26 protein-coding genes are annotated in these 25,097 nt (G+C 46.4%); 17 read left to right on the top strand and 9 right to left on the bottom strand.

Translation table 11 applies throughout. The annotated features are described in order from the left end of the window. Window positions 1-7 precede the first annotated feature (7 nt). Together BAA9072_RS16100 and BAA9072_RS16095 are read right to left on the bottom strand one after the other, a co-directional pair. Window positions 8-625: a sterol desaturase family protein gene (locus tag BAA9072_RS16100; protein ID WP_201715706.1), complete on the bottom strand. Its 618-nt coding sequence runs from the start codon at window positions 623-625 to the stop codon at window positions 8-10. Further along, window positions 625-1,314, bottom strand: a complete 690-nt coding sequence (locus BAA9072_RS16095) for a GntR family transcriptional regulator (protein ID WP_201715705.1) — start codon at window positions 1,312-1,314, stop codon at window positions 625-627. Before BAA9072_RS16095 ends, BAA9072_RS16100 begins: the two co-directional genes overlap by 1 nt. Before the next feature lie 76 nt (window positions 1,315-1,390). Here BAA9072_RS16095 and BAA9072_RS16090 point away from each other — a divergent pair, with 76 nt between their 5' ends. The 9 genes from BAA9072_RS16090 (at window position 1,391) to BAA9072_RS16060 (ending at window position 8,953) form a co-directional block, all read left to right on the top strand. After that, on the top strand, window positions 1,391-1,609 hold the full coding sequence (locus BAA9072_RS16090) for a hypothetical protein (RefSeq protein WP_201715704.1): 219 nt from the start codon (window positions 1,391-1,393) through the stop codon (window positions 1,607-1,609). Window positions 1,610-1,736: 127 nt separating this feature from the next. Continuing rightward, entirely contained in the window at window positions 1,737-2,189 is a 453-nt protein-coding gene (locus BAA9072_RS16085; RefSeq protein WP_201715703.1) for a MarR family winged helix-turn-helix transcriptional regulator, read from the top strand. Continuing rightward, window positions 2,186-4,594, top strand: coding sequence for an MMPL family transporter (locus tag BAA9072_RS16080; protein WP_201715702.1), 2,409 nt, complete (start codon window positions 2,186-2,188; stop codon window positions 4,592-4,594). The genes BAA9072_RS16085 and BAA9072_RS16080 overlap by 4 nt, the downstream gene beginning before the upstream one ends. A gap of 516 nt (window positions 4,595-5,110) precedes the next feature. After that, window positions 5,111-6,610, top strand: coding sequence for a malate:quinone oxidoreductase (locus BAA9072_RS16075; protein WP_201715701.1), 1,500 nt, complete (start codon window positions 5,111-5,113; stop codon window positions 6,608-6,610). A 124-nt stretch (window positions 6,611-6,734) separates the two neighbouring features. Continuing rightward, complete coding sequence (locus BAA9072_RS16070; RefSeq protein WP_201715700.1) at window positions 6,735-6,986, top strand: hypothetical protein; 252 nt, start codon at window positions 6,735-6,737, stop codon at window positions 6,984-6,986. 25 nt (window positions 6,987-7,011) lie between these two features. Beyond that, complete coding sequence (locus BAA9072_RS24545; protein ID WP_269139967.1) at window positions 7,012-7,134, top strand: hypothetical protein; 123 nt, start codon at window positions 7,012-7,014, stop codon at window positions 7,132-7,134. 53 nt (window positions 7,135-7,187) lie between these two features. After that, a complete protein-coding gene (locus BAA9072_RS16065; RefSeq protein ID WP_201715699.1) occupies window positions 7,188-8,006 on the top strand; it encodes a P-loop domain-containing protein in 819 nt (272 codons plus the stop codon). 426 nt (window positions 8,007-8,432) lie between these two features. Further along, window positions 8,433-8,678: a DUF5694 domain-containing protein gene (locus BAA9072_RS24615; protein ID WP_330999303.1), complete on the top strand. Its 246-nt coding sequence runs from the start codon at window positions 8,433-8,435 to the stop codon at window positions 8,676-8,678. Window positions 8,679-8,767: 89 nt separating this feature from the next. After that, complete coding sequence (locus tag BAA9072_RS16060; protein WP_201715698.1) at window positions 8,768-8,953, top strand: DUF4177 domain-containing protein; 186 nt, start codon at window positions 8,768-8,770, stop codon at window positions 8,951-8,953. Between the two features lie 42 nt (window positions 8,954-8,995). Here BAA9072_RS16060 and nagZ read toward each other — a convergent pair whose 3' ends face one another. The 3 genes from nagZ to BAA9072_RS16045 all read right to left on the bottom strand — a co-directional run bounded on the left by nagZ (window position 8,996) and on the right by BAA9072_RS16045 (window position 11,535). Further along, window positions 8,996-10,189 carry a beta-N-acetylhexosaminidase gene (nagZ, locus tag BAA9072_RS16055; protein ID WP_201715697.1) on the bottom strand — a complete coding sequence of 398 codons (1,194 nt, stop codon included), beginning with the start codon at window positions 10,187-10,189 and terminating at the stop codon, window positions 8,996-8,998. Between the two features lie 285 nt (window positions 10,190-10,474). Beyond that, a complete protein-coding gene (locus BAA9072_RS16050) occupies window positions 10,475-11,167 on the bottom strand; it encodes an LrgB family protein (protein WP_201715696.1) in 693 nt (230 codons plus the stop codon). Next, window positions 11,140-11,535, bottom strand: coding sequence for a CidA/LrgA family holin-like protein (locus BAA9072_RS16045; protein ID WP_201715695.1), 396 nt, complete (start codon window positions 11,533-11,535; stop codon window positions 11,140-11,142). The genes BAA9072_RS16050 and BAA9072_RS16045 overlap by 28 nt, the downstream gene beginning before the upstream one ends. A gap of 145 nt (window positions 11,536-11,680) precedes the next feature. Between BAA9072_RS16045 and BAA9072_RS16040 the strand changes: the two genes are divergently transcribed. From BAA9072_RS16040 to BAA9072_RS16030, 3 genes are all read left to right on the top strand, one after another. Then, the gene (locus BAA9072_RS16040; protein WP_201715694.1) at window positions 11,681-12,112 is read left to right on the top strand and encodes a MarR family winged helix-turn-helix transcriptional regulator; all 432 of its coding nucleotides are present in this window, start codon (window positions 11,681-11,683) and stop codon (window positions 12,110-12,112) included. A gap of 141 nt (window positions 12,113-12,253) precedes the next feature. Next, window positions 12,254-12,856: a TetR/AcrR family transcriptional regulator gene (locus tag BAA9072_RS16035; protein WP_201715693.1), complete on the top strand. Its 603-nt coding sequence runs from the start codon at window positions 12,254-12,256 to the stop codon at window positions 12,854-12,856. Window positions 12,857-12,858: 2 nt separating this feature from the next. Beyond that, window positions 12,859-14,139 carry an MFS transporter gene (locus tag BAA9072_RS16030; RefSeq protein WP_201715692.1) on the top strand — a complete coding sequence of 427 codons (1,281 nt, stop codon included), beginning with the start codon at window positions 12,859-12,861 and terminating at the stop codon, window positions 14,137-14,139. Window positions 14,140-14,173: 34 nt separating this feature from the next. Here the strand turns inward: BAA9072_RS16030 and BAA9072_RS16025 are convergent, their stop codons facing one another. The 4 genes from BAA9072_RS16025 to BAA9072_RS16010 form a co-directional block, all read right to left on the bottom strand. After that, the gene (locus BAA9072_RS16025; RefSeq protein ID WP_201715691.1) at window positions 14,174-14,935 is read right to left on the bottom strand and encodes a DUF3891 family protein; all 762 of its coding nucleotides are present in this window, start codon (window positions 14,933-14,935) and stop codon (window positions 14,174-14,176) included. 99 nt (window positions 14,936-15,034) lie between these two features. Continuing rightward, complete coding sequence (locus tag BAA9072_RS16020) at window positions 15,035-15,502, bottom strand: FixH family protein (protein WP_201715690.1); 468 nt, start codon at window positions 15,500-15,502, stop codon at window positions 15,035-15,037. 16 nt (window positions 15,503-15,518) lie between these two features. After that, on the bottom strand, window positions 15,519-16,850 hold the full coding sequence (locus BAA9072_RS16015) for a PepSY-associated TM helix domain-containing protein (protein WP_201715689.1): 1,332 nt from the start codon (window positions 16,848-16,850) through the stop codon (window positions 15,519-15,521). A gap of 17 nt (window positions 16,851-16,867) precedes the next feature. Further along, a complete protein-coding gene (locus BAA9072_RS16010) occupies window positions 16,868-17,437 on the bottom strand; it encodes a DeoR family transcriptional regulator (RefSeq protein WP_201715688.1) in 570 nt (189 codons plus the stop codon). Window positions 17,438-17,817: 380 nt separating this feature from the next. Between BAA9072_RS16010 and BAA9072_RS16005 the strand changes: the two genes are divergently transcribed. The 5 genes from BAA9072_RS16005 to BAA9072_RS15985 all read left to right on the top strand — a co-directional run bounded on the left by BAA9072_RS16005 (window position 17,818) and on the right by BAA9072_RS15985 (window position 25,093). Next, complete coding sequence (locus tag BAA9072_RS16005; RefSeq protein ID WP_201715687.1) at window positions 17,818-18,585, top strand: 3-hydroxyacyl-CoA dehydrogenase; 768 nt, start codon at window positions 17,818-17,820, stop codon at window positions 18,583-18,585. Window positions 18,586-18,984: 399 nt separating this feature from the next. After that, complete coding sequence (locus tag BAA9072_RS16000) at window positions 18,985-21,033, top strand: sigma-54-dependent Fis family transcriptional regulator (protein WP_201715686.1); 2,049 nt, start codon at window positions 18,985-18,987, stop codon at window positions 21,031-21,033. Between the two features lie 172 nt (window positions 21,034-21,205). Further along, on the top strand, window positions 21,206-22,729 hold the full coding sequence (locus BAA9072_RS15995) for a class I adenylate-forming enzyme family protein (protein WP_201715685.1): 1,524 nt from the start codon (window positions 21,206-21,208) through the stop codon (window positions 22,727-22,729). 27 nt (window positions 22,730-22,756) lie between these two features. Then, a complete protein-coding gene (locus tag BAA9072_RS15990) occupies window positions 22,757-23,902 on the top strand; it encodes an acyl-CoA dehydrogenase family protein (RefSeq protein WP_201715684.1) in 1,146 nt (381 codons plus the stop codon). Window positions 23,903-23,938: 36 nt separating this feature from the next. After that, window positions 23,939-25,093: a thiolase family protein gene (locus tag BAA9072_RS15985; protein WP_201715683.1), complete on the top strand. Its 1,155-nt coding sequence runs from the start codon at window positions 23,939-23,941 to the stop codon at window positions 25,091-25,093. Window positions 25,094-25,097: the final 4 nt, after the last annotated feature.

Below are 25,097 nucleotides of genomic sequence, written 5' to 3'. Positions count from 1 at the left end.
CTTTTTTTCATGCCCTCTTTTCCAAATCTTTCGCCGTCTGACTCGTTTCCACTTCCTTTTCGTCCTTTAAGGTTCCAAATAACACATCGATGAATGGGGTGGAGACGCCATACCAATAGTTCTCATTCTTATAATGATGGAGGATATGCGTCTTTTTAAGCCAGCGGCCAAATCGTGTCTTCGGCTTCATCGGCCGGTGGGCGATATAGTGCTTCCATTCGTATACAAAGAACATGAAGAGAATGCCGGTGGTAAAGGCAAGAGTGACAGCGAGTGACCCGGTCAGGAAATAAAACAACAGACATAGGATGAAAAGGTTGGGAGCGCTGTACCATATGGGAAGAAAGAGCAGCTTCAAGTCATTCGGCTTCTTATGGTGGTCATAGTGTAATCGCTTGATTAAGTTAAGTAAAAAAGGATTCTTCGGTGACTTGATGTGGAAGAGGAATCGATGGGTGAGGTATTCGCTGAACATGTAAGTAACGATCCCCACCGCAAAAAATAGGACACTGATCAGGGAGAGCTCCATCGTCATCAAAAAACCGAGTACGACAAGGAAAATGACCATCATGATCAAAATATCAACGTGCAGGAAAAAGTCCCGATACACACGATTCTCTTTCATTATTCATTGCCTCCGTTCATTTTTTGTTTCCAAAGCTGGATGCTGGTTATCATCATGTCGTGGATGGTTTGTTCTGCTTGTTGGACATCTCCCTTCAACATCCATTCCAGAAGCGTATGGTAATACTGTCGTGACGCCTCACGGTGGGCGGGATCCATAAAATATTTCTCCGCCATCCTGATATAAATCTCTTTAAAGCTGTTCAGAACCAAGAGATATATGGGATTATGGGACAGCATGGCAACCTGATGCTGGATATGCCAGTCGAAATCCGCATACCCATGGACATCGTCCGGCACGTCTTCAAATGGAACGAAGAGGGAAATCACCTTCAGTCTGCTGTTTTCCAGGGCATCCCTGAAATAAGCAGGTGTAATCGAGACGCGCAGCTCGAGCATATAAATGATGAATTCGTCGGGAATCTCCTCTTCGTGCTGTAGGATGGTCACGATCGTCATTAAATTCCCCTGCTTCCAATAATCCTTCACCACGGCCGGCATCCCCTTCCGGCTCGTGATCCAGCCATCCCGCTCCAACCGCTGCAAAGCTTCCCGTATGGTGGGACGCCCCACTTTATAATGGGCTGCCAAATCCCTCTCCGATTGAAGGGATTCCTGGATATTCAGATCTCCTCCTAAAATGGCTCGGGAAATGTCCCGGGCGATGATATCGGATGAACGCTCTTTCATAAAGGACCTCCTGATTGGTAATACCAATTTTTTATATGGTAATACCATTATATGATTTTATGAGAGATATTTGTCAATGAATTCTGAAAAGAATGAAATAGAAAGGGATTGGAAAAGTGCTGACTTAAAAGAGGAGTATGTTAACAATAAAACAGGTATTCTAACGGATCTTGACTATGATGGAAAACAGGCTTCCATCGCCCTTTTCTATACGGGAAACCATCATTCCTCAGGAGATATTGACATGTACAATTCAAAAAAATTGAAAAAGATTGGTAAGGGTTACCGAGAATAAAAGAGCCTTAAGCTCGATGGAAGCTTAGGGATTTTTTTATGTGAAAATCCACACCTTTTCTCTTGACTCTAGTTAGTTGACCCCCTAAACTATAAAATAGTGCTATTTAGTTTAGGGGGTCAACTAGTTGGATAAGCGGTTAATTGAAGCAGTCGAGCTGTTCGAGGATGTCATGGTGTTCGGAACAGAACGGGTGCTGAAGAATGTAAAGGCTGAGGTATGGCAGGATTATTCGCCTGAACAGATTCAGATGCTGAAGCTCGTGAATAAGAACGGACCGATTCCAGCCGGGGTGATTGCGGAGCTGCAGGGCGTACATAAGAGTGCGATTTCCAACCGCTTGAAGAAGCTGGAAGAGAAAGCTCTGATTGAAATCGTGAAGGCCGAGGGAGATCAGCGTTCGAAACTCGTCTGCCTTACAGAGAAAGGACGAAGGGTCGTAACGGAGTCCGATCAAGCGGTTTATGCCTATATCGAAGCCCTATTTGCCGATCAGGTAAAGGATGAGGAACTGGATCAATTTCTGACGATGTTCCGGAAGATTAAATCAATCTTGAAATTGGAAGGTGAAAATGGATGAAATCAATCATAAAATTCAAGTGGCCGATTACGATTGGCCTGCTCATTGTCACGGCTCTGCTGTTTATCATTGCGCCGAACCTGACGAAACAGGCAGAGGAAGCGGGGACGTTCCAGCTCCCGGATGATGCGGCTTCCCAGAAGGCGATGGATATGCTTAATGAGGCAGGAGCGGGAGAAGAAACGATTTCCCTCGTCTATTCCATGGATAAGGAATTGACGGATTCGACGAAAAATGAGATTGCGTCGAATGTGAATGAATTAAAAGAGCTTGGTGATCCTGTCAGCTCGGTACTCGATCCATTTGAAAGCGAGGAACTGGAAGCCCAGCTCGTTTCCGAAGATCGTAAGACCATCCTCGTTCCCATCACAGTAGACGGAACACAGGAGGAAGTGGTGGAACTTGCTGACTCTATAAAGTCAGACATCCTGGATGGAGAGTCATCCGTGTATCTCACGGGGGAAGCGATCATTAATAATGATGTGAACCTGAGCGCTCAGGAAGGATTGAAGCGGACTGAAATTATTACGGTGGTCCTGATCTTTGCTCTATTACTGGCCGTGTTCCGTTCCATCGTTACGCCTCTGATCCCTCTCGTAGCAGTAGGGATTACGTATTTATTGAGTCAATCGATAGTGGCGTTTTTCATTGACTGGTTCGGGTTTCCCGTATCGAATTATACACAAATCTTCCTAGTGGCCATCCTGTTCGGGATCGGGACGGATTATTGCATCCTCCTGCTGAGCCGGTTCAAGGAAGAACTGGGAGCAGGAAAACCCATCAATGAAGCGATCATCCGTACGTATAAGACCGCGGGACGCACGCTTTACATCAGCGGACTCGCCGTATTCATCGGGTTCTTTGCCATCGGTTTTGCCGACTTCCCGATTTTTAAATCAGCTGTTGCCGTGGCTGTCGGGATTGCGGTGCTGCTCTTGGTGTTGAGCACGGTCATGCCGTTCTTTATGGCAACATTAAAGGAAAAATTATTCTGGCCATCCAAGAAATCTGTTTCCCACAATGACAGTAAATTGTGGGCGTGGATGGGCAAACTCTCCGTCAATCGTCCGTTGTTGTCCATGGCAGTAGTCGCCATCATCACTGTGCCGCTTTTATTCACATATGATGATGCTTTGTCCTTCAACACGGTGGATGAAATCGGGGACAGTTATGATTCAGTCAAAGGACTTCAAGCGATTGAAGACGGGTTCGGTCAAGGGGACTCCCTGCCTGTTCAGGTGCTGCTTTCAAGTGATGAGAAGCTTGTGACCGAAGATACCGTCCCTTATGTTGAAAAGCTGAGCCGTGAGCTTGCCAAAGTCGACGGGGTGAAGAGCGTCCGCTCCATCACACGTCCTGCCGGGGATGCTATCGAAGAATTCAATGCGGATTATCAGCTTGGAAAGATCGCAGAAGGCGTGAACGGTGCGGCTGATGGGCTTGATCAGGCTGTGAAAGGTCTCAGTCAGCAGGCTGCCATGGCCGGGCAGGGTACGGCTCCCCAGGAAGGGGCACCGAATCCAATGGACGGACTGAACCAGATCACAGGTGGATTGAATCAGGCCGCAACTCAGCTCCAGGGGATGAGCGAAGGCCAAACCATCCGTGATACCGGATTATATTTACCACCGGGCACGTTGGAAAATAAGGAATTTGCCCAGGTGATCGACCGGTATTCCTTCGGAGAAGAAACAGGAATGAAGCTTGAGGTCATCCTGTCCGATAATCCATATTCACCGGAAGCGATCGATACCGTTGACCGCATCAATGAAACGACTGAACGGGTGATCAAGGATACGCCTCTTGAAGATACCGAGATCGCCATCGGAGGAGTCTCGAGCATCAACCGCGACCTGAGTGACATCTCAACGAGTGATTTCACCCAGACCGTGACCATCATGCTCATCAGCTTGTTTATTGTCCTTGCGCTTCTGTTCCGTTCCTTCATCATGCCGCTTTACATGATTGGATCCCTGCTTCTGACGTACTTCACGTCTGTAGCCGTAGCTGAGTGGATCTTCGTAAACGGTTTAGGATATGACGGCATCAGCTGGGCGGTTCCATTCTTCGGGTTCGTTATGCTCGTGGCCCTTGGGGTCGACTATTCGATCTTCCTCATGGACCGATTCCGTGAAGAGTCGGCAGGAGGAATGACAGTGACGGACGCCATCAAAGCATCCATGGCGAAGATGGGAACGGTCATCATTACTGCCGCTATCATCCTGGCCGGTACATTCGGAGCCATGGTGCCATCCGGTGTCCTGAGCCTGGTGCAGATTGCTACGATCGTTATCACAGGACTTCTCCTGTACGGACTGATCGTTCTGCCGTTATTGATTCCGGCCATGACCGTATCATTCGGCAATGGGGTCTGGTGGCCGTTCAGACCGAAGAAAGAGAAGTAGATTAGTAGAAGCCCCGCTCTGATGGATGGAGCGGGCTTTCTTTTGAGATAATTGGCATGGTGATGGATGATTGGACATTTCCGACGAACGACTCATTACTTGTTGGACAGAAGGGTAAATGCTTAAAAAGACCTTCATATGACTGAGGATGAAACAATTAATACCACTTCAGTCAAAATTGAAGCGAAAAGAATCAAAATCATCTGAATTTTCTTTTGATTATTAGAGAAAAAATATTTTTCTGGAAAACTAATAATAATCTCTACCGATGTAATCGGATTTATCTTTGCGATGCCTGGGTTTCAAGAGGGATTGGGCTCTCCTAATCCTTTATCATCAAGTGTTCAAGACACTATTTCCACTTTTTTTTTTTCTTAAAATAGTTTATAATAATCAGATAATACTAGATATTTTACCCTATGAATCATTATAATAGACAATGGTATGGTTTTTTTTAGACACATGAGGGTGCTCGGAAGAAAGCGCCTGCAAATATAGTGGATGAGGAAGGTTATAATGAGCAGCTTACAGAAGAAAACAGACGTTATCTTAATTGGTGCTGGTGTCATGAGTGCGACTTTAGGGGTAATCCTGAAAGAGTTGGCACCGGAATGGGAAATCACAGTGTTTGAAAAGCTCGCGAATCCAGGGGAAGAAAGCTCGAACGAATGGAACAATGCCGGTACCGGCCATGCTGCGCTTTGCGAGCTTAACTATACATCCGAAAAGCCTGATGGATCTATAGACATTTCGAAAGCAATCAAAGTCAATGAACAGTTTCAACTTTCAAGACAATTCTGGTCTTATCTGGTCAACCGCAATCTCATTGGAAATCCACAGGACTTCATCATGCCGATCCCGCATATGAGTATGGTGCAAGGGAAGGAAAATGTGGAGTTTTTGAAAAAAAGATTGGAAGCGCTATCAGCCAGTCCGCTGTTTGAAGGCATGGAGTTTTCCGATAATCCGGAGAAATTGAAGGAATGGATTCCTCTGATCATGGAAGGTCGTATACCGGATGAACCGATCGCAGCGACGAAAATCGATTCAGGTACAGACGTCAACTTCGGGGCCCTGACCCGTAAATTGTTCGACCACCTGCAGGATAGGGGCGTCGAAATCAACTACAACCACAGTGTGGAAGATATCAAACGCAAATCCGACGGTTCATGGGAAGTTAAGGTCCATGATATAGACGGAATTAAAATGGAATATCACACGGCGAAGTTCGTCTTCATCGGTGGCGGTGGCGGAAGTCTTCCGTTGCTGCAAAAAACCGGCATTCCTGAGTCAAAGCAGATCGGAGGATTCCCGGTAAGTGGACTCTTCATGGTGTGTAACAATCCTGAAGTCATCGAAAAGCATCACGGGAAAGTGTATGGAAAAGCAAAGGTCGGTGCTCCTCCGATGTCGGTTCCGCATCTCGACACCCGTTACATTGATAACAAGAAATCACTCCTTTTCGGTCCATTTGCCGGATTCTCACCGAAATTCCTGAAAACGGGCTCGAATATGGATTTGATCACATCTGTGAAACCGAATAATCTCTTCACCATGCTCGCAGCAGGGGTAAAGGAAATGGGATTGACCAAGTACCTGATTCAGCAGGTGCTCCTGTCCAATGAAAAACGAATGGAAGAATTACGCGAATTTATCCCGAGCGCCAAGAGCGAAGACTGGGATATCGTCGTAGCCGGACAGCGTGTACAAGTCATCAAGGACACGGATGCTGGCAAAGGGACCCTTCAGTTCGGTACAGAAGTGGTCAGTGCCGAAGATGGATCCGTCGCTGCATTACTAGGTGCTTCACCGGGTGCCTCTACAGCCGTTCACGTCATGCTTGAAGTATTGGATAAATGCTTCCCGCAGCATATGAGCGAGTGGGAGCCGAAGATCAAAGAAATGATTCCTTCGTATGGTGCAGCACTAGGTGAAAACCCTGAACTCTTCAGAGAAATCCATACGTCGACAGCGAAGGCGTTGGGTTTGAGGGATAAAGAGGTTGCGTACAGCTAAGTGAATAATAGGAAGAAATGCCCTGTGAACATTTGCGGGGCATTTTTTGATGGAAACGAATCTGTCATCAGTCACATTAGAATCTTGATAATGGTAAAATAAGGGTGTGTTAGGAGGGGGCAGATTGGACGTATTGAAAAAGGTGAACATGCTCCTTGCTTTTATAGCAATGGGTGCCGGTTTCTATCACTTTTTTAGTAATCATCTCGATTTTTCAAGTAATAGCATCTTATCATGTTTAACCTTAATGTTTCTGCTGTTCGGGATAGAAAAGGTCAAAGAAAAAGAGGGTGATCAGAAGCTGGGCTATGTTTATTTGGCGGCAGCACTGGTAATGACCCTGGGACTGATGAAAGAATTCGTGCCATTTATATAGAAAATAAGATTAGGAGATTTGCACCATGATTTTAATTGGTATTGCCTTAGTCATCACGGTCTTCTCTATTGAAGTACAGGTGCGAAAAATGAATAAGACAAATGATCGGATTGTGAAGCTGCTGGAGGAGTTAAACGCGAAGGAATAAGCGGTGAAGGAATGAGGAGAGTTTGAAATGAAAGGGAAGTGGGGGCATTTAGTTTGAAAACGAAACTCATTATGGTCGAGGGGATACCTGGCTCAGGCAAATCGACCACGGCCAAGTTCATTAAGGACTATTTGGAGAAAAAAGGGGTTAAGGCTAAGCTCTATCAAGAAGGAGACACGAGTCATCCTGCTGATTATGAATCGACGGCTTGTCTGAGTGATAGTCAATTTCACGATATTCTTGATAAATTCCCAGAATTTCGAGATGCTATTCAGGAGTGTACAGGGAAGAAAGGGAAGAAGTATTTTACTCAATATCGTGATCTTGAAAATATTGACTCTTCAATTGTTGACGATTTAGCTCCATATGATGTCTACGAATTAGAACTGGATACGTATGAAGAAGTCTCTTACAACTATTGGAGAGAGTTCATTGAAAAAACGACATTTGGGGATGAAGTGTACATATTTGAGTGCTGCTTTCTCCAAAATCCGTTTACTAAATTCATAGCCAAGCATAATGCAGCACCATTGAGGCTGGAAAACTATTTAAAGAAAATCAGCTCGTTGATTACACCATTGAATCCATTGCTGATTTATCTTTACCAGGAGAACATTGATCAATCTTTCCGTCATGTCTATCAGGAGCGCAGTCAAGATTGGCGTGATTTCTTTACAGATTACCATGTGAATCAGGGATATGGGAAAGAGAAGGGATTGAAGGGATATAAAGGGCTTGTGGAATTTCTTGAGATGCGAAGGGATCAGGAGCTTAGAATCATTAAGGATTTGCCGGTTAAGACTTTACTCATTCAAAATGGTGAAAGAGACTGGGAAGGATATTATGATACCGTTAAGGAAGCGATAAAATAGTTGTGGAATCCCCCCTTTGAGAGTAGAACGTCGCCAGGCAATATGTGAAGAAAGAGTAGCTATTTGTAGTTACTCTTTTTTTGGTTAATTGGGTTGGTTTGAAAAGCCATATGAATGTATTTGATATCTCCATGACTTCCCTGCAAAAGGGACGGTGTAAAGAAAAATCGACATTTTGGCACGATTATTTGAAATGGCGCATGATTAGTCACAATGGCGCTTGAAAAATTGAATTCTCGCATGATAATTCTAATTCCGGCATGATTTCCATCATATCTCGCATGATTGTTCCACGAGAAGGTGATTCACATAAGAATCCGCCAACTGATTCTCCTCTAGGTACTATCAAGTCCACATTTTCAGCTAAAATAGTCAATTATAAGCTGAAAGCGTATCAGAAAGAGACGCTATTATGGTTTTTAGTAGATCATTACAACAACCTTCATCGGGTTTGGGGTTCGTTACGGACTTTACAAGAGATTAATCGTAAACTGTGAGAGTGACGGAGTAAGATGGTGGTACCAACGGAATGGAATCATTTACTGGACGCTCTCTGAAATCAGTACTTTGCCTGATGACCGGACTCTGCTGATCATTGGGGCGGAACTTGTTCACTTGGTTACACACGTTTTTGGAGGAGAGTGGGCTTGGAGATGTGGTTTCAGTGAGTGATTATTTCGTTCAGATTCGGAAGGTTCCTGCTAAATGAAACCCAAGGCGTAACGAAATCGTATAGTAAGTTAAAACCACGGAGTGCTACTATGTACGAATACGCATACGTCCAAACCAGTTTAGGCGGATTTTTCACCGAGCCGAAGCACAGGGAAATCATTGAGGAGTATGCCGCTGACGGATGGCGGCTGGTCCAGGTGCTTCCTCTTAAGTACAACGGACACGGAAAACCGACGGATTATGAAATCATATTTGAAAGGTCACTGTCTGTTTGAACACTGAAAGCGGATTTCTCTGGATGAGGAATCCGCTTTTTATCATTGAATTTTCTTATTGAGTGATTCAATTTCTTGATTCAGTTCCGTCAGGTTGACCTCGCCTGTTTGGGTATCTTTCAGATGATACTTTTGTTTCAGATTGATGATTCTCTTTACGCTTTCATCAATCCGTTCCTCTGAGAGTTCCCCATTTTTAACGGCTGATTTTATTGCCTCTATCGCTGCCAATGCTTTACGAGCGTCATGGGCAATAAGGATAAGGTCGCTGCCTGCTTTCACGGATTGGACTGCAGCCTGGCCGATTCCATAATGGTTCGTGATGGCTTTCATGGTTAGATCATCTGTGATTACGGCTCCTTGGTAGTTCAGCTTGTTACGAAGGAGATCTGTGATGACGCCTGTGGACAAGGATGATGGGTAGGTGTCATCGATCTCTGGGAGCAGGATGTGCGCCACCATGATAAGATCAGCTCCATTCTCGATGGCACGGGTAAATGGGATCAGTTCCAGGGATTCAAGTTCCTGACGGCTTTTGTTGACGACAGGAAGCTCAAGATGCGAATCCACTGAGGTATCTCCGTGTCCAGGGAAGTGTTTGATCGTTGAAATGATGTTCTGGGATTGGATCCCTTTCATGGTCTGGATCCCTAATTTACTGACGATATCCGGATCAGGACTGAAGGATCGGTCCCCGATGATCGGGTTGGCCGGGTTGCTGTTCACGTCAAGGACGGGAGCGAAGTCAACGTTGAATCCGTACTCTTTCAGTTCTTTTCCGAGAAGGCTCCCCAATTTATATGAAACATCCGGATCATTTAAGTCTCCAATTGTTTGATTTGTAGGGAAGTTCAATAGTTCCCCAGGGAGTCTCGTTACGTTCCCGCCTTCCTGATCGACACTTAAAAGAAGGGGGAGAGGATTTTCATTGTTGGCTGTCTTTAAATCGTTCAGAAAGTGGACGGTTTGCTCTGGCCCTGTCAAATGGTCGGAGTAGAAGATGAATCCCCCGACCTTTTTTCTCATAACCAGATTCTCCGTCGGTTCATCAACCTGCGTACCATTGACACCGGCTATGATCATCTGACCGATTTTTTCATCCAGGCTCATGTTGGAGAGAATGGATGAGTGTTTTGGCGTTTCACTCTTTTCCCCGATCGGGTTGATGGAAAAAAAGGATAGAATGATGACGAGGATCATAAGAAACAAAAGGGAATAGCCAAGCTTTTTTTTCATGTGAATGTTCCTTTCAATGTTGGATACTTGGTATCATTTTGTTCGATTCTTCTTAGGCATAAACGGAAAATGAAAAAAAGACTCGGTGTGGACGAGTCTTTTAGTGTATTTTTCGATTAGTGTTAACGATTAATGGTACTTCAATCGATTTTATGATCCGGTCTTCATTCTTTATCTATGAGCCCTCTCAAAAGTTATGAGTCCGATTTTCACTAGATGAGCCGTTTGTCGAAAAATCTTTGTGTTTTAGACTTCTGTCTAGAAAATAGTTTTCTCCAAGCATCCTCACATATGAAACATCCACACCACTATCGGACCAAATACCGAACCCAACAGGGCGCTCAAAGTCATGGACACTGAACTCATGGAGACGGTTAATTCTCCGTATTCCATCGCTTTCGACGTGCCAAGGGCATGGGATGCACTGCCGAGGGCGATGCCGCGCCCGAGGGAGCTGTGGATGCGTCCCCACTTCAGAATGAACGGTCCCAGTATGACCCCGGAGAAGCCTGCGATCATGACGAAAATGACGGTCATGGAAGGGACACCACCGAGTCCGGACGCGATCTGGATGGCGACAGGTGTCGTGATCGACTTCGGAACGATGGACAGGATGACATCATGTTCAATGCCCAGTACCCTTGCAAACAGGAGCCCGCTCACCATTCCGGTCAATAGACCTGCGAAGACGCCTCCTATGATGGGGAAACGGTACTTCAACAGGATCTTTCGCTGCTTATACAATGGATAAGCAAGGGCGACGACGGCGGGACCGAGTAATGAGTGAATCCACTTCCCGCCGATCATGTAATCCTCATATGGAATGTGCAGGCTGACAAGGAATCCGACGATTACAATTGTAGTTGTCAAGACCGGGATCAGCACGGGGGTAGGGAATCGTTGATACACCTTCACCATGGAAAAATACAGGAGTACGGTGAGGAGGATGATCAGGATTGTGATAAATGTTTGCTGCATGGTCGTTCCCTTCTTTCAGATCTTTTCTCTAAATGCTGACTGGCGAAACCGGAAACGGCCATGGTCACGATGGTGCTTAAGACAACGATAAGAAAAAGCACGGCGCCGGTCCCGGAAAGGAGAGACGGATAGTTCATGACCCCTGTCATGGCGGGAATGAATAATAACGGCAGGATGGCGAGTAAAAAGCTTGCGCCGTCTTCGACGATGATCAGAGGGACGATCTTCAACGATAAGCATGCAAGGAGCAGCATCAGGCCGATGATGCTTCCCGGTGTTGGCAGATGGAAGAGCTGCTCTACGGCTCCTCCTATAAGAGAAAAGGCATAAAGGATGCCAACTTGGATGATGATCCGAATGATTTTCATAGAACATTTACCTGCCTTTCAATGAAAACGCTTTACTTATCCTGGGATTACTTGTACGATACAACTATATACTTGTATTATACAAGTACCTGCATCGTTGTCAATGAATCTGTCAGATTGACTAACATAATAAAGGAGGATACCTATGTCTAATGACAATTCAGTTGAACGGATCGAATATGAATTGACAACCTTAATCAGAAAGGCCGTCTTCAGGGATCAATCAGACCGGAAAATCGGGATATTGGAGCGATCGGCATACTTGCTGATGAGGCAGTTGGCTGAATGTGGGCCGTCCCGGCTGAAGGAACTGGCTGAAGCGTTTCAGCTCGATATTTCGACTTTGTCCAGACAGGCGGCTTCCCTTGAAACGAAGAAGCTCATCCAGCGGTTTTCAGACCCGAAAGACGGACGGGTAAGTTTATTTGATCTTACTGAGCTGGGGAAGGAAAAGCTTGCCGTCGACAGGAGGATGAGGCTTGAGTGGTATGGGGGGTTGCTTGATGGCTGGTCTGATGGGGAGAAGGAAGTATTCGGAGAACTATTGGTTCGGATGAATGGAGCATTTGAGGAGTAAAGCAGGCCTGCTTTTTGATGGAATTCTCCATCAGGAGGCAGCCTGCTTTTTTGTCGAAAAATCACCATTGACGTTGGAAAGAAATAACAGTAACATAAAGATTGATTAATCAATCAATTTTGAAAAAGGAGGGGAGTCAGCATGTCACTGGATGAAAAAAAGAAGAAAAAAAGAGCGGCGATTTTAGAAGCAGCCGTCAAAACATACAGCGAAAACGGGTTTGCTGAAACGACCATCTCGGCGATTGCCAAGGAGGCGGGTGTCAGCTTCGGATCCGTATTCACGTATTTTGCCACAAAGGAAGCGCTCTTTGAAGCCGCCATCCTGGAGCCTTTGGAAGAAATCAAGCCGTACTTTATTGAGATAGAAGAACGGTATAGGGGGACCCCCATGGAGATGATCAAAGCCATGATCGATTGCCAGCTGGATGTGTTTGCAAGAAATAAGGATTTCCTGCGCCTGACCCAGCAGGTTCTGGCGAGACCGGAGCGGTATCCAGTATTGTTTGCAGATCTGAGTAACTTTGTCGATGTCTTTGTCGAACGCGTTTACCCTATCATCGAGAAGGGACAGGAGCAGGGGGACTTCTACGAAGGTTCGCCGGTGTTGATGGCACAGTCTTACATATCCCTATTGAACGGTTTGCGGCTGACGTTTATCGATGATCATACGAAACTCATCTGGAGCAATATGAAAATACAGGCGTTGCGTTTGTACGGTCCTGTGACGGAAGGATGGGAGTGACAATGAGAATACGGGATATCCACCCGAACATTCAATTACGTCTGGCCATGCAGTTCCTCGGAGGACTCGTCTCCATGGCGGTTATTCCCTTCATGGCCATTTATTTTGCCCAAAAAATCGGAGCGACTCAAACCGGGGTCATCCTGATCCTGATTGTCATCAGCGGGATCATAGGCGGGTTTATCGGTGGGCATATTTCAGATAAGATCGGTCGCCGGAAGATCCTGATTTATGCAGAACTGGGAATCATGGTGACCTATTTCTTCATTGCCTTGTGTAATTCACCTTGGTTTGATTTACCGTATGTGTCAGCGGCGTTCTTCGTTCTCAATATGTTTGCCGGGGGGATGTTCCAGCCTGCCGCCCAGGCGATGATCATCGATGTGACGGATTCTGATTCGAGGAAATTGGTCTTTACGATCAGCTATTGGCTCGGGAATCTTGCCACGGCTATCGGGGGGATCGTTGGAGCCTTTCTATTTAAATCGTATTTATTTGAGTTATTTCTTGGGATCTCAGTCATCACATTTCTGTCCGTCCTGATCACGATCCTCTTCATCTCAGAAACCTACACACCGGAACCCTCTGTCAATCAAAGCAAGTCTTCCTCTAAAGAGATGGTTCAAAGCTATTCAACTGTATTGAAAGATAAGTTATTCATGTTTTATATCATTGGGGCCGTTTTCATTTTCACGCTGGAGCAATCGTTAACCAATTATGTAGGGATCCGTCTTGAACGGGATATCCCAGAGCAATCGGCTTCTTTGTTCGGCATCGATTTCATGTTGGATGGAACGAAAATGCTCGGATTCCTCAGGACTGAAAATACACTCATTGTCGTACTGTTTTCCGCCGTCGTCTTATTTCTGTTTAAAAGGTGGAAGGACCGCTGGACACTTGTAGTGGGGATGTTCATCTTTTCTGTTTGTTTCAGCGCTTTTGCTTTCACGAATAATATACTGTTCCTTCTGGTCCTCGGCTTCGTCGGGACGTTTGGGGAGCTCATGTATGTGCCGATCAAGCAGGCTATGATCGGGGATCTTGCCCCGTCTAATGCACGAAGCACGTATATGGCCTTTTACAGTCTCACTTTCTATGGAGCGATGATCATCGCATCCCTTCTCATCATCGTAGGTGAATGGGTCAGTCCGTTAATAATGGGAGGGATCCTGTTGATCCTTGGTCTGACAGGGACATTGATGTATCATTCCATCATGAAAACATTGGAAGCGAAGGGGAAAGTGGTGCAGGAAGTGAAAGTGAAGGCATCGGTTTCTTCTTGAAACCGAAGGAAGACCCTGGCCGCAGGGTCTTCCTTTACTTTCGTATGAAAATCGTATGTTCCTCCAACTTACTCTCCTCATAAGCCGCCGCAATCCCCATCTTCCGGATCGCCCTTTTGTCGACTTCTTTATAAGGTAGCGATACATGAAAATCCGTTTCAAATGGATAAGTGTTAAACGTCACTTCCTGCTCATTCACCCACACAGCCAGAAGAGGGTGATTCCCGGGATGGAAGCTTTTCGTATTCTTGAAGCCGTGTTTAAACCACGGATGCTCGTTTTGTTTCGCAACACCCGGTTTGTTCAAGCAAAAGTAAAGGGAGAGATTATCGGAAAGTTGAAGCAGGTGGAAGTGCTGTGTAAGCAGTTCTTCATCAAGCTTCGGCAATTGCTGTCGGATCACCCGTTGCCTTTTGGCTTCTTCCTGTAAAAAGTTAAGGCAGTCCCGGTTCCTGGACTTGGAAAAGAAGGAGCAGAAGTGAAGACTGCATAGGAGGGCCGCGTAGAGGTTGACCTCCCCGATCTCATCCAGGCCGATTTTATAGAATGCGAGCTTTGGGAGGAGAGGGTAGTCTGAAAAGGTGAAGGGAATTTGATCACGGTCGTTCCAAACAGGGGTTTCATCCAGTCCGATCCAGCTTCGGTCATGCTGATGGGCAGCATATACGAAGTCATCAAAGAGGTCAGCGGATTTTAGTAGATTCTGATTGAATTGCTTGATCGTTTCACCGGATACATGGGCGTGATCGTTCTGTCTGATCATGGTGAAAGTGTCTTGGGTTTCTCGGATTATCATCGGATCAACATCCCCCTTTTATGACCATTATAGCAAACTTGGAATCTCATATTCAGTTAAAAAAAGATCGAAAGCAGTTTAAGCTTACGATCTTTTAGGTCAGTGGTGGTGACTGTGATCCCCACTCTCAGCAGGAGTCTGGTCATTCAGTGTTTCCACATCTGCTTTTGAGAGTTCGCCAACAGCAAAGGGGAGTGTCGGCATGATGATTGAGCCGTTATTTCCTGCATGGACCTTGATGTAATAGAGACCCTCTTCTGTCAGAGCCTTCTTGAACGTGTAAACCCCATCTCCAGCATTCTCGGCTTCTTCCATTCCATTACGGAAGGATCCGTCGCCTTTCCAGATTTCCACGTGGACAAAGTCGGCATTCTCCACCTTTTTGTTATTTTGTGTGAGTTCGATTTTGATAAGGTCACCCCTTCCGGAAAAATCGTCCGGCAGCGTAATATCAGCCTGGAGGGGAGATTCCTGCTCATACAATTCTGCCGCATCTTCCTTCGGGGTGCAGGCACCAAGAAGCATGCAAAGGAAAAGGATACTAAAGTATTTTATCGTTGATTTCATATCGCATCGTCCTTTCTTATGCCGCACCGAAGAATTTTTTCGTAGCAGGAATTCTTTTGATCAATACCCGGTCAAGAAGCAGGACGACAATCAAGGAAGCCCCGACAAGCGGGAATAGAATCCCTAGCGCGATCATGACAAGCAGGAAGTACTTCATCTTCAGAATGCCCGGTGCTTTCGGTGCACCCATATCTCTTTTCGGTTTCCGCTTCAGCCATAGATAGAAGCCGCTGACCGCGACCAGCATGATACCGAGACAGATGAACAGGCTGATCATTTGATTGATGAAGCCGAACTGCGTTCCTGTATGGAGAGTGATCCCCATGGCGACGATTTTGCCTCCGACCCCGTAGTTGTCGAATCGGTAATCAGCGAGGACGGCTCCTGTGTACTGATCGAGGTGCATCGTGACCTCATTTTGTGCTTTAGCCGGGAAGGCGGATAGAGTATAGACACCTTTTTCTTCCTGAGGGATGTAGACGGTATAACTCGGATCGATTCCTTCTCGTTTCGCAATCGTTACGACATCATTCATGGATAATGGCGTGTACCCTTCAAGGGCTGATACGGGAACGTCCAAATTCTCAGCGGCCCAGGGGACGTCGGCGATTTCCTTTGTTTTCACGACGGACTGAGGAGCTTCCCCTGTCCAGATAGAAGGAGGGTAGCCGGCTCCTGTCTTGGTCATGAGATTCTGAAAGTTCGTTCCCCAGAATCCCGACCAGGGAAGTCCTGTCATGATTAGAAACAGCATTCCCGCTGTGATCCAGAAAGCCGGTACTGCGTGGAGGTCCCTTCTGAAGATTTTCTTTCCTTTAGTGAAGCGGGGAAGGAACACACCGGATAGCTTATCCTTCTTACGGGGGAACCATAGGAACAATCCCGTGACAACGAGGACGACGGCCCAGCAGGCAACAAGTTCCACGATGCGGTCGCCGAGGGTACCCGCCATCAGCTCTCCGTGAATTTCTTCGACTTTATTCATGATCCGGTCCTCAGGCTTCAATTCACCCAGTGACTTTCCTGTGTATGGGTTCAAGAAAACAGTAGCAGAACCTTCTTCTGTAATGATGCCGATTTCGCTGGAACGGTCGGCACTTTCCCCGGGACGGAAGCTTGTGATCTGTGCATCCGGGTGAAGCGTTTTCACCTTATCGATGAGTTCAGTGGCAGAAAGCTTCTCCCCCTGTGGATTGACTTCGTAGTATTTTTGATAGAGATTCTGTTCGATTTGGGGCTTGAAGAGATAAATCGATCCCGTCACAGCCAGGATGAGGAGGAACGGGGCAATGATGAGTCCCGCGTAGAAATGCCATCTCCAAATGGTTTGATATGATTTTTTTTCCATAGTCTTTTCCTCTTTTCTTAGTCTTGGCAGCAGCCCGATTCCTGCATGTCCCTTGAGATGACCGAGATGGCTTGTTGAAAGTTGTGGAGTTTTCCTCGGAATCCGGTCTGAAATTGTTCCCCTTGTTTCCTTGAGTCAAAAGCGATGACTTGAGGCTGACAGCAGTTCAGGTTCAGGTCTGCATCAATCAGGTAGGTGGCCGTTTTCCCGCTGATCGTCATATCTGTCAAGAAGTCCCTGCATAGAATCTGCACGACGTCCTCCTTGATATCTTCATAGCGGAGTAATCCGCAGTGAGGGCAGCAGGTCTGTTCAATTGTGTGATCTTTCTTTACAAGTTGAACTGATCTTCTGGAAGTTGTCGATTTCAGGCAATATATACAGGAATCAGAGGGGAGGCTGTGTGACTCCATCGTTGAAATACCATTCGAGGTTTTCTTGATCTTATTGGTATCCATGAGGGGCTTAAGATCCCGATACACCGTCATTTCCGATACTTCCAGGCGGGAGCTGATATCGGACACACGCAGTGTTCCTTCTTCCTTAAGCCAGTTTAAGATCTGTTGTTGTCGATCAATCGGCAGCATGGTGAACATCCTTTCTGTTTTCGTTTACCATTTCATAATAGATATGCTTCAGGTATCCTTCAATAGATTCTGTGTGAAAAAAAGTGAGGAAATGTTGCATTGTAACATGTCTGACAAAGAAACTTTTTATTTTCCACACAATTCGCATGTGGATATTTGTTAATAGTGCAGAGGAGTCACTCAGTTAACGAGCGTGTTGTCCATTTGGATCAGTCTAATCCCGTTTTTTCGGAGCTTATAATAGAAGGATCGTTCTCCGATGTACAAAGTGTCCTGATTCTGGACAGTTTGAAACCTCCCCTCATGACAAAAACAGGAAAATCAGGATTGGCACAATTCTTGCAAAGTAAAAGTTGACTAGTAAAAAGGGAGGCAATTCAATGAAGATCAGTGAATCAATCGCCATCGTGACCGGTGGTGCGTCAGGGTTAGGGGAAGGGACAGTGAGGCAGATCATCAAGGCTGGTGGGAAAGCAGCCATACTGGATGTATCCGATGAAAGAGGTCAATCGCTTGCGGTTGAGCTTGGGGAAAGAAGTATATTTGTCCGAACGGATGTAACAAGTGAGAAGGACGTCTCCAACGCTATTCACAAAGTAGTGGAGTCATTCGGGACGATTAATACAGTTGTAAATTGTGCAGGGATCGGAATGGCGTCAAAACTACTATCACGAAAAGGCATTCATTCTCTCGATACGTTTTCTAAGGTGATTTCAATTAATTTGATCGGCACATTCAATGTGATTCGATTGGCTTCGGAACTCATGGCGAAGAATGACCCGAACGAATTAGGTGAAAGAGGTGTCATCATCAATACGGCATCCGTCGCGGCATTTGAAGGACAGATCGGACAGGCGGCTTATAGTGCCTCAAAAGGTGGAGTCGTCGGAATGACATTGCCGATTGCGAGGGAGCTCGCTTCGTACGGTATCCGGGTAATGACAATCGCGCCGGGGCTGTTTCACACACCGATGTTTGAATCGTTACCGGAGGAAGCTGTTGAATCACTTGGGAAAATGGTGCCATTCCCGAAGCGTCTCGGACGTCCTGATGAATACGCCCAACTTGTGGAAAGCATCCTTTCAAACCAGATGCTGAATGGAGAGACGATTCGTCTCGACGGAGGAATCCGCATGCAGCCGAAATAAAGAAAGGAAATAATGGATCAGGGCTTACTAAGCTTCTGATCTTTTTTTGGTTTGTCTGTTTACATAAACAGGATCGAACCAATCGCATTTTTCGATATCAGGATTCCAGCACATAAATGTCGGTTCATCTCTATTTCTTTAAAGTAGCTCATAACGAAAGAAAACCGACTCAATTCGGGCTGTAGTGGCTTCCCCATGAGGAGGTATCGCTGGATAAGAAGCAGGAAAATGGATCAGTTTCATACATATTCATTCGAAAACGTAAGAAAATTTTTAATGAAACTCCTGTCTGGATACCTGCATGGACAACAGAAAATGAAGGAAGTGACCTTTGTTACATAAAGCTTTATAATGAAAATAACAGATTGAATTTTCAGATTTTATAAAAGGAGGATTGAAATGATTCAGTTCCGGGATATGGTCACGTCGGTCGATTGTGTGTTGACGGATGATACCACATTGAAAGAAGCCATTGAGATCATAAGGGAAAAGAAGTGGAACCTCCTGCCGATTACAGATGGGAACATGAACCTCCAGGGTGTGTTCACACGCAGTGGATTATATCAAATGATCCTGGACCAGAAGCCGCTTGAAACACCGATTAAAGCTTACATAAAAAAGGAAACAAGAACGATTCGGATAGATACTCCCTATCATCAAATTGAGGAGCTGGTGAAAACAAGTAAAGCGGGGACGGGAATCGTTCTTGATGAGGAAGGCAAAGTGATGGGGTTACTGACTAAAACAGAGATGGTGATGACGTTATTGAAGTCAGCCAATACCTTAAAGGACCAGCTGGAAACGATCTTGAAGCATTCGGGTGTAGGGGTATTGATGACGGATGAACAGTTACAGATCATTTATGCCAATGAATCGCTTTCGAAAATCACTGGACGCCCTATCCACTCCATTCAAGCTCATCACCTAAAAGATGTATTTCCGAGCCTCGATATGGCAAATCAGGAACATCAACATGATGAAACGTATCAATGCATCCTGCATATTGCGTCCTATGAAACCGTGAACCATAAGCAGGGGAAAATCATTCTTTTTCAGGATATTTCTGAAATTGAAAAGATGGCTGAGGAACTGCAAACAGTCAAAAAGTTAAAGCTGACCATCGAGACGACATTAGAGCATGCGTACGATGGGATCTTGATGACGGATGAACGGAATATGATTACAATGGTGAGTCCTCCATTGCTTGAACTTTTCAACCTTGAAAAGGAGGAAGTACTGCATCGGGATGTGGACAGTGTGCTCCCCCAGTTGAAGATTAGGAATGTCTTTATGACAGAAACGGCTGAAATAAGTGATTTTAACGAAAGGAAAGGCATTAAATATATTGTACACAGAATTCCGATCAAGAAGGATGGCAGGGTCATCGGGGCTATCGGGAAGGTGATGTTCCGTCAATTAAATGAGGTAAGCGAGCTGTTTAAGAGGCTGCAAAAAGCTGAAAACAAGGCAAGCTTTTATCACCGGCAGCTCCAAAAATCCGAAGCTGCCAGGTTCACCTGGGATCATATTCTTAGTGAATATCCTTATATGGAGAAGTTAAAGAAAAGTGCGTCCAAAGCAGCGAAGGGCAGATCGACTGTGCTCCTTAGAGGTGAAAGCGGGACAGGAAAGGAATTATTCGCCCATGCCATTCATAACAGCAGCGCCAGAACCGATGGCAAATTTGTCATCGTCAACTGTGCAGCAATCCCGGAGGATTTACTTGAATCTGAGTTTTTCGGGTATGAGGAAGGGGCTTTTACGGGAGCGAAGAAGCGGGGCAAGGTGGGTAAATTTGACCTGGCCAATGGGGGGACCCTGTTTCTCGATGAAATTGGCGATATGTCGATGGCCCTTCAGGCAAAGTTGTTACGTGTTCTGCAGGAACGTGAATTTTACCGGGTCGGTGGAAATGAACGCATCAAGGTAGATGTGCGGATCATCGCTGCAACCAATCGAAATCTGGAGAAAATGGTGAAGGAAGGTGAATTTCGGGAGGATTTATATTACAGACTGAACGTCATCTCCTTGAATATTCCACCATTACGTGAACGGATTCATGATGTGGAATATCTCACCCATAAACTCATGATCGATCTCAATTCCATGCTTGGTACGAGTATCACCGGCATTTCAGCTCAAGCGACTAAAGTGCTTCTTCGATACGACTGGCCGGGAAATGTCCGGGAGCTTCGAAACGTACTTGAACGAGGGATGACGTTTGCTGAGCATGGACATATTCAGGTGGAGGATCTTCCGGATTACCTTGTCTCAGAGGTGAGAGAACCACTAATGCCGACCGTCAGTCTTGCAGAGGATGCGGAACTGGGTGCCATTAAAAAGGCGATGAGACAGGCGAATGGCAACAAAGCCCAGGCTGCCAGGCTGCTCGGCATCAGTCGTTCAGGATTATATGAGAAACTGAAGAAGTACCAGCTGACAGTGTAGGGCGTGGACATGAGCAGAACTGTCCAAATCCATGTGTCCAATTTCTGGACACATGGATACTGATCCAGTATAGAATCCCTCAAGACTGTTGTTTTCTGAAAGTTGGCATAATTATTGCATAAAAATGGTTGAATGTACTTTCAAAAACATGATCAATAGGGGGAAATGGAGAATGGATATCGGTTCTTATTTAGCAAAAAATGCGAGAAAGAAGCCGGAGAAGCTGGCGGTTGTATGTGAAGGAAGAACTTATACGTATAAGCAGTTGAACGAAGAAGTGAATAAACTGGCTCATGGTCTTCTTGATCTCGGGATCCGTAAAGGCGACAAAATCGCCCTGATGATGAAGAATTCCCATCGGTTCGTGCTTGCATTCTTTGCAGGCGCCAAGATCGGTGCTGTGATGGTGCCTGTCAATTTCCGCCTGACGTCATCCGAGGTTCATTATATTCTCGAACAGTCCGAATCGGTTGTCGTCTTTTGTGACGAAGAATTCGAAGAGACTGTCACTTCTTCCAGGGAAGAAACCCAGGTTCTGCATGTCATTACGTCGGGAGCTCCGAAAACAGTGGGCCATCATTCATTCGACCGGATGCTCGTTTCGAATACTGAGGATCCGTCTGTGCGCGTCAGTGAGAATGACGATTTGGAAATTTTATATACTTCGGGTACGACGGGAAGACCTAAAGGAGCCTTATTTGATCACAAACGGGTATTCAATGTCGGGCTTACGATGATGATCAGCATGGGAATCAATGAGAGAGAGAACTTCCTCCATATTGCACCCTTGTTCCATTCCGCTCAATTGAACCTGTTCCTTCTCTCGGGAGTCGTACTGGGAGCAACTCATGTCATTCACCGGGATTTTCACCCTGTGAAGACCCTAGAAGCGATAGAAGAGCATAAGATCACCCACTTCTTCGGAGTGCCTGCCATGTATACCTTTATGCTCCAGGTGCCAAATGCTGCCGATTATGACCTGTCTTCGATTAAACGTTGCGGATATGGTGCGGCACCGATGGCTCCTGAGGTCGTAAGAAAGAGTATCGAATTGTTCAAGACAGACCAGTTTTATAATCTTTGTGGATTGACGGAAGCGGGACCAGGGGGAATCCTGTTGGATCCGGAAGGGCATAAAGCTCATCTTGGAAAAGGGGGGAAAGCCGCATTCTTGACCGAAGCGCGAGTGGTTAATGAGGAAGGAAAGGACATTACTCCAAGTGTGGTCGGAGAGTTCATCATCAAAGGTGAGTCGATTATGAAGGAATATTACAAAAAGCCTGAGGAAACGAGGAAAACGCTGAAAGATGGCTGGCTGTATACGGGAGATCTTGCCACCATTGATGAGGATGGCTACATCACCCTTGTAGATCGGAAAAAAGACATGATCATCTCAGGGGGTGAAAATGTGTACTCCATCGAAGTCGAGGAAGTCCTTTATGAGCATCCATCGGTGCTTGAGGCTGCCATCATCGGGCTCCCTGATGAAACATGGGGAGAAGCGGTATGTGCCGTCATTGTACCGAAACAGGGTGCAAGCATTGATGAACAGGAAATGAAAAACTTCTGTCGTCAGAAGCTTGCAGGCTACAAGATTCCAAGAAGGATCTTTGTGGAAGAAACCCTGCCGAGAAATGCGTCGGGGAAAATAGTAAAATACCAGCTGCGCCAGTCGCTTACCAAAGTCAAACAATAATGCGATTTTCATAGAGGAGAGGGTCACATGAAACATCTTTACTTAACAGCTGATCACGATATGTTCAGGAGGTCATTACGGAAGTTTTTAGAGAAGGAGGCGTACCCCCACTATGATCAATGGGAGGAGGATCGTATGATTCCGCGATCCTTTTGGGCGAAGATGGGAGAGCAGGGCTATCTCTGCCCGGATATCGAGGAGCAATATGGCGGCAGTGAAGTGGATTGGGGATTCTCGGTCATCATTAACGAAGAGATTGAGCGAGTGGGCTCAGGGCTGGTCGGCATCGGTCTTCATAATGATATTGTCGTTCCCTATATCACAGCTTATGGCACCCAAGACCAGAAGAACCGCTGGCTTCCGAAATGTGCGACGGGAGAAATCATTACGGCCATTGCCATGACAGAGCCGGGAACCGGGTCGGATCTTGCGAATATCAAGACGACGGCTGTCCTTGACGGTGATCACTATATCGTCAATGGTGCTAAAACATTCATCACCAATGGGATTCATTCGGACCTCATTGTGGTCGCCTGCAAAACAGATCTAAAAGCGAATCCTAAGCATAAGGGTGTCAGCCTGCTGGCGATCGAGGGGGATGCTCCCGGTTTTTCACGGGGAAGGAAGCTGAATAAGGTGGGACTGCATTCTCAGGATACGGCAGAACTCATCTTCGAAGACTGTCGTGTCCCGAAAGAAAACCTGCTTGGAGAAGAGGGAAAAGGCTTCGTTTATTTGATGGAAAAACTGCAGCAGGAACGACTGCTCGTGGCTATTGCCGCCCAGACAGCATCGGAAGTGATGCTGAATCAGACCATCGATTATGTGAAAAGCCGGGATGCTTTCGGAAAGCCGGTGAGCAAATTCCAGAATACCCAATTTAAAATCGCGGAGATGGCGACGGAAATTGAAATGGGCAGAGCGTTTCTTGATCAGCTGATCGCCGAACATATCGCCGGGGAGGACATCGTCACCAAAGTGTCCATGGCTAAGTGGAAGCTGACCGACAGCGCCAAGAAAATCGCGGCGGAATGCATGCAGCTCCATGGTGGATATGGATATATGGAAGAATATGAGATTGCGAGGAGATACCGGGATATTCCCGTCGCGAGCATATACGCAGGAACCAATGAAATCATGAAGACGATTATTGCGAAGAACTTAGGTTTATAGAGTACTGGAATTCGATAATAGAAAGGAAGATGGAACATGCGTGAAGTGGTCATTGTTGAAGGTGTGAGGACACCTGTAGGAAGAAGGAAGGGATTTTTGAAGGATATCCGTCCCGATGATCTAGCGGCACAGGTACTTGAGGAAGTGGTCAAACGAGCCGGTATCGACCCCGGGCTTGTAGAGGATGTCATTCTTGGCTGCGTTTCGCAGTCAGGGGAACAGGCAGGGGATATTGCCCGTGTCGCTACTCTGATTGCCGGTTTCCCGGTTGATGTGCCCGGTACGACCATTGACCGCCAGTGCGGCTCGAGCCAGCAGGCCGTCCATTTCGCCTCCCAGGCGATTTTAGCAGGGGACATGGATGTCGTGATTGCAGGCGGCGTGGAGAATATGTCAAGAGTACCAATGGGATCCAACTATGGGGATACCGAGCCGTTCAGCCCGAAGCTGAAAGGACGCTACGAAATCATCCACCAGGGCTTATCGGCAGAACGGATTGCTGAGAAGTATGGGTTTAGCCGCAGGGAGCTTGACGAATTTTCCGCCGAAAGTCATCGCCGTGCATTGAAGGCACAGGGGGAAGGTCATTTTAAAAACGAGATCATGCCCCTTCAAGTCACCGATGAAAATGGTGACACCATCATTGTGACCGAGGATTCTGGTCCAAGGGAAGGCACGACTCCAGATGTTTTGGCCGGCTTGAAGACGGTCTTCAAGGAAGACGGTGTTATCCATGCAGGAAATGCGAGCCAAATCAGTGACGGGGCGGCCGTCCTTCTGTTGATGAGCCGTGAAAAGGCAGAGGAACTGGGGTTAAAACCGCGCTTCAAGGTTCATACTCGAGTGGTAGTCGGCTCTGACCCGACCTTGATGCTCACAGGACCGATCCCGGCCACGGAAAAAGTACTGAAGAAATCAGGACTAACCCTTGAGGATATCGATGTGTTCGAAGTAAACGAAGCCTTCGCGTCCGTTCCAATGGCCTGGCTTAAAGAAACAGGAGCCGATCCTGAGAAACTGAACCCAAATGGCGGTGCAATCGCACTCGGTCATCCACTCGGTGCAAGCGGGGCACGCTTAATGCTTACTATGATGCATGAGCTTGAAAGAACGGGAGGCCGTTATGGATTACAGACCATGTGCGAAGGCCATGGAATGGCAAATGCAACCATCATCGAGCGACTCGGTTAAGAAT

The organism is Rossellomorea arthrocnemi, from assembly GCF_904424705.1.
GTDB classification, from domain to species: Bacteria; Bacillota; Bacilli; order Bacillales; family Bacillaceae_B; genus Rossellomorea; species Rossellomorea arthrocnemi.
Note: the sequence above shows the minus strand (reverse complement) of the source record. Positions and strands in the feature narration are given on the sequence as shown.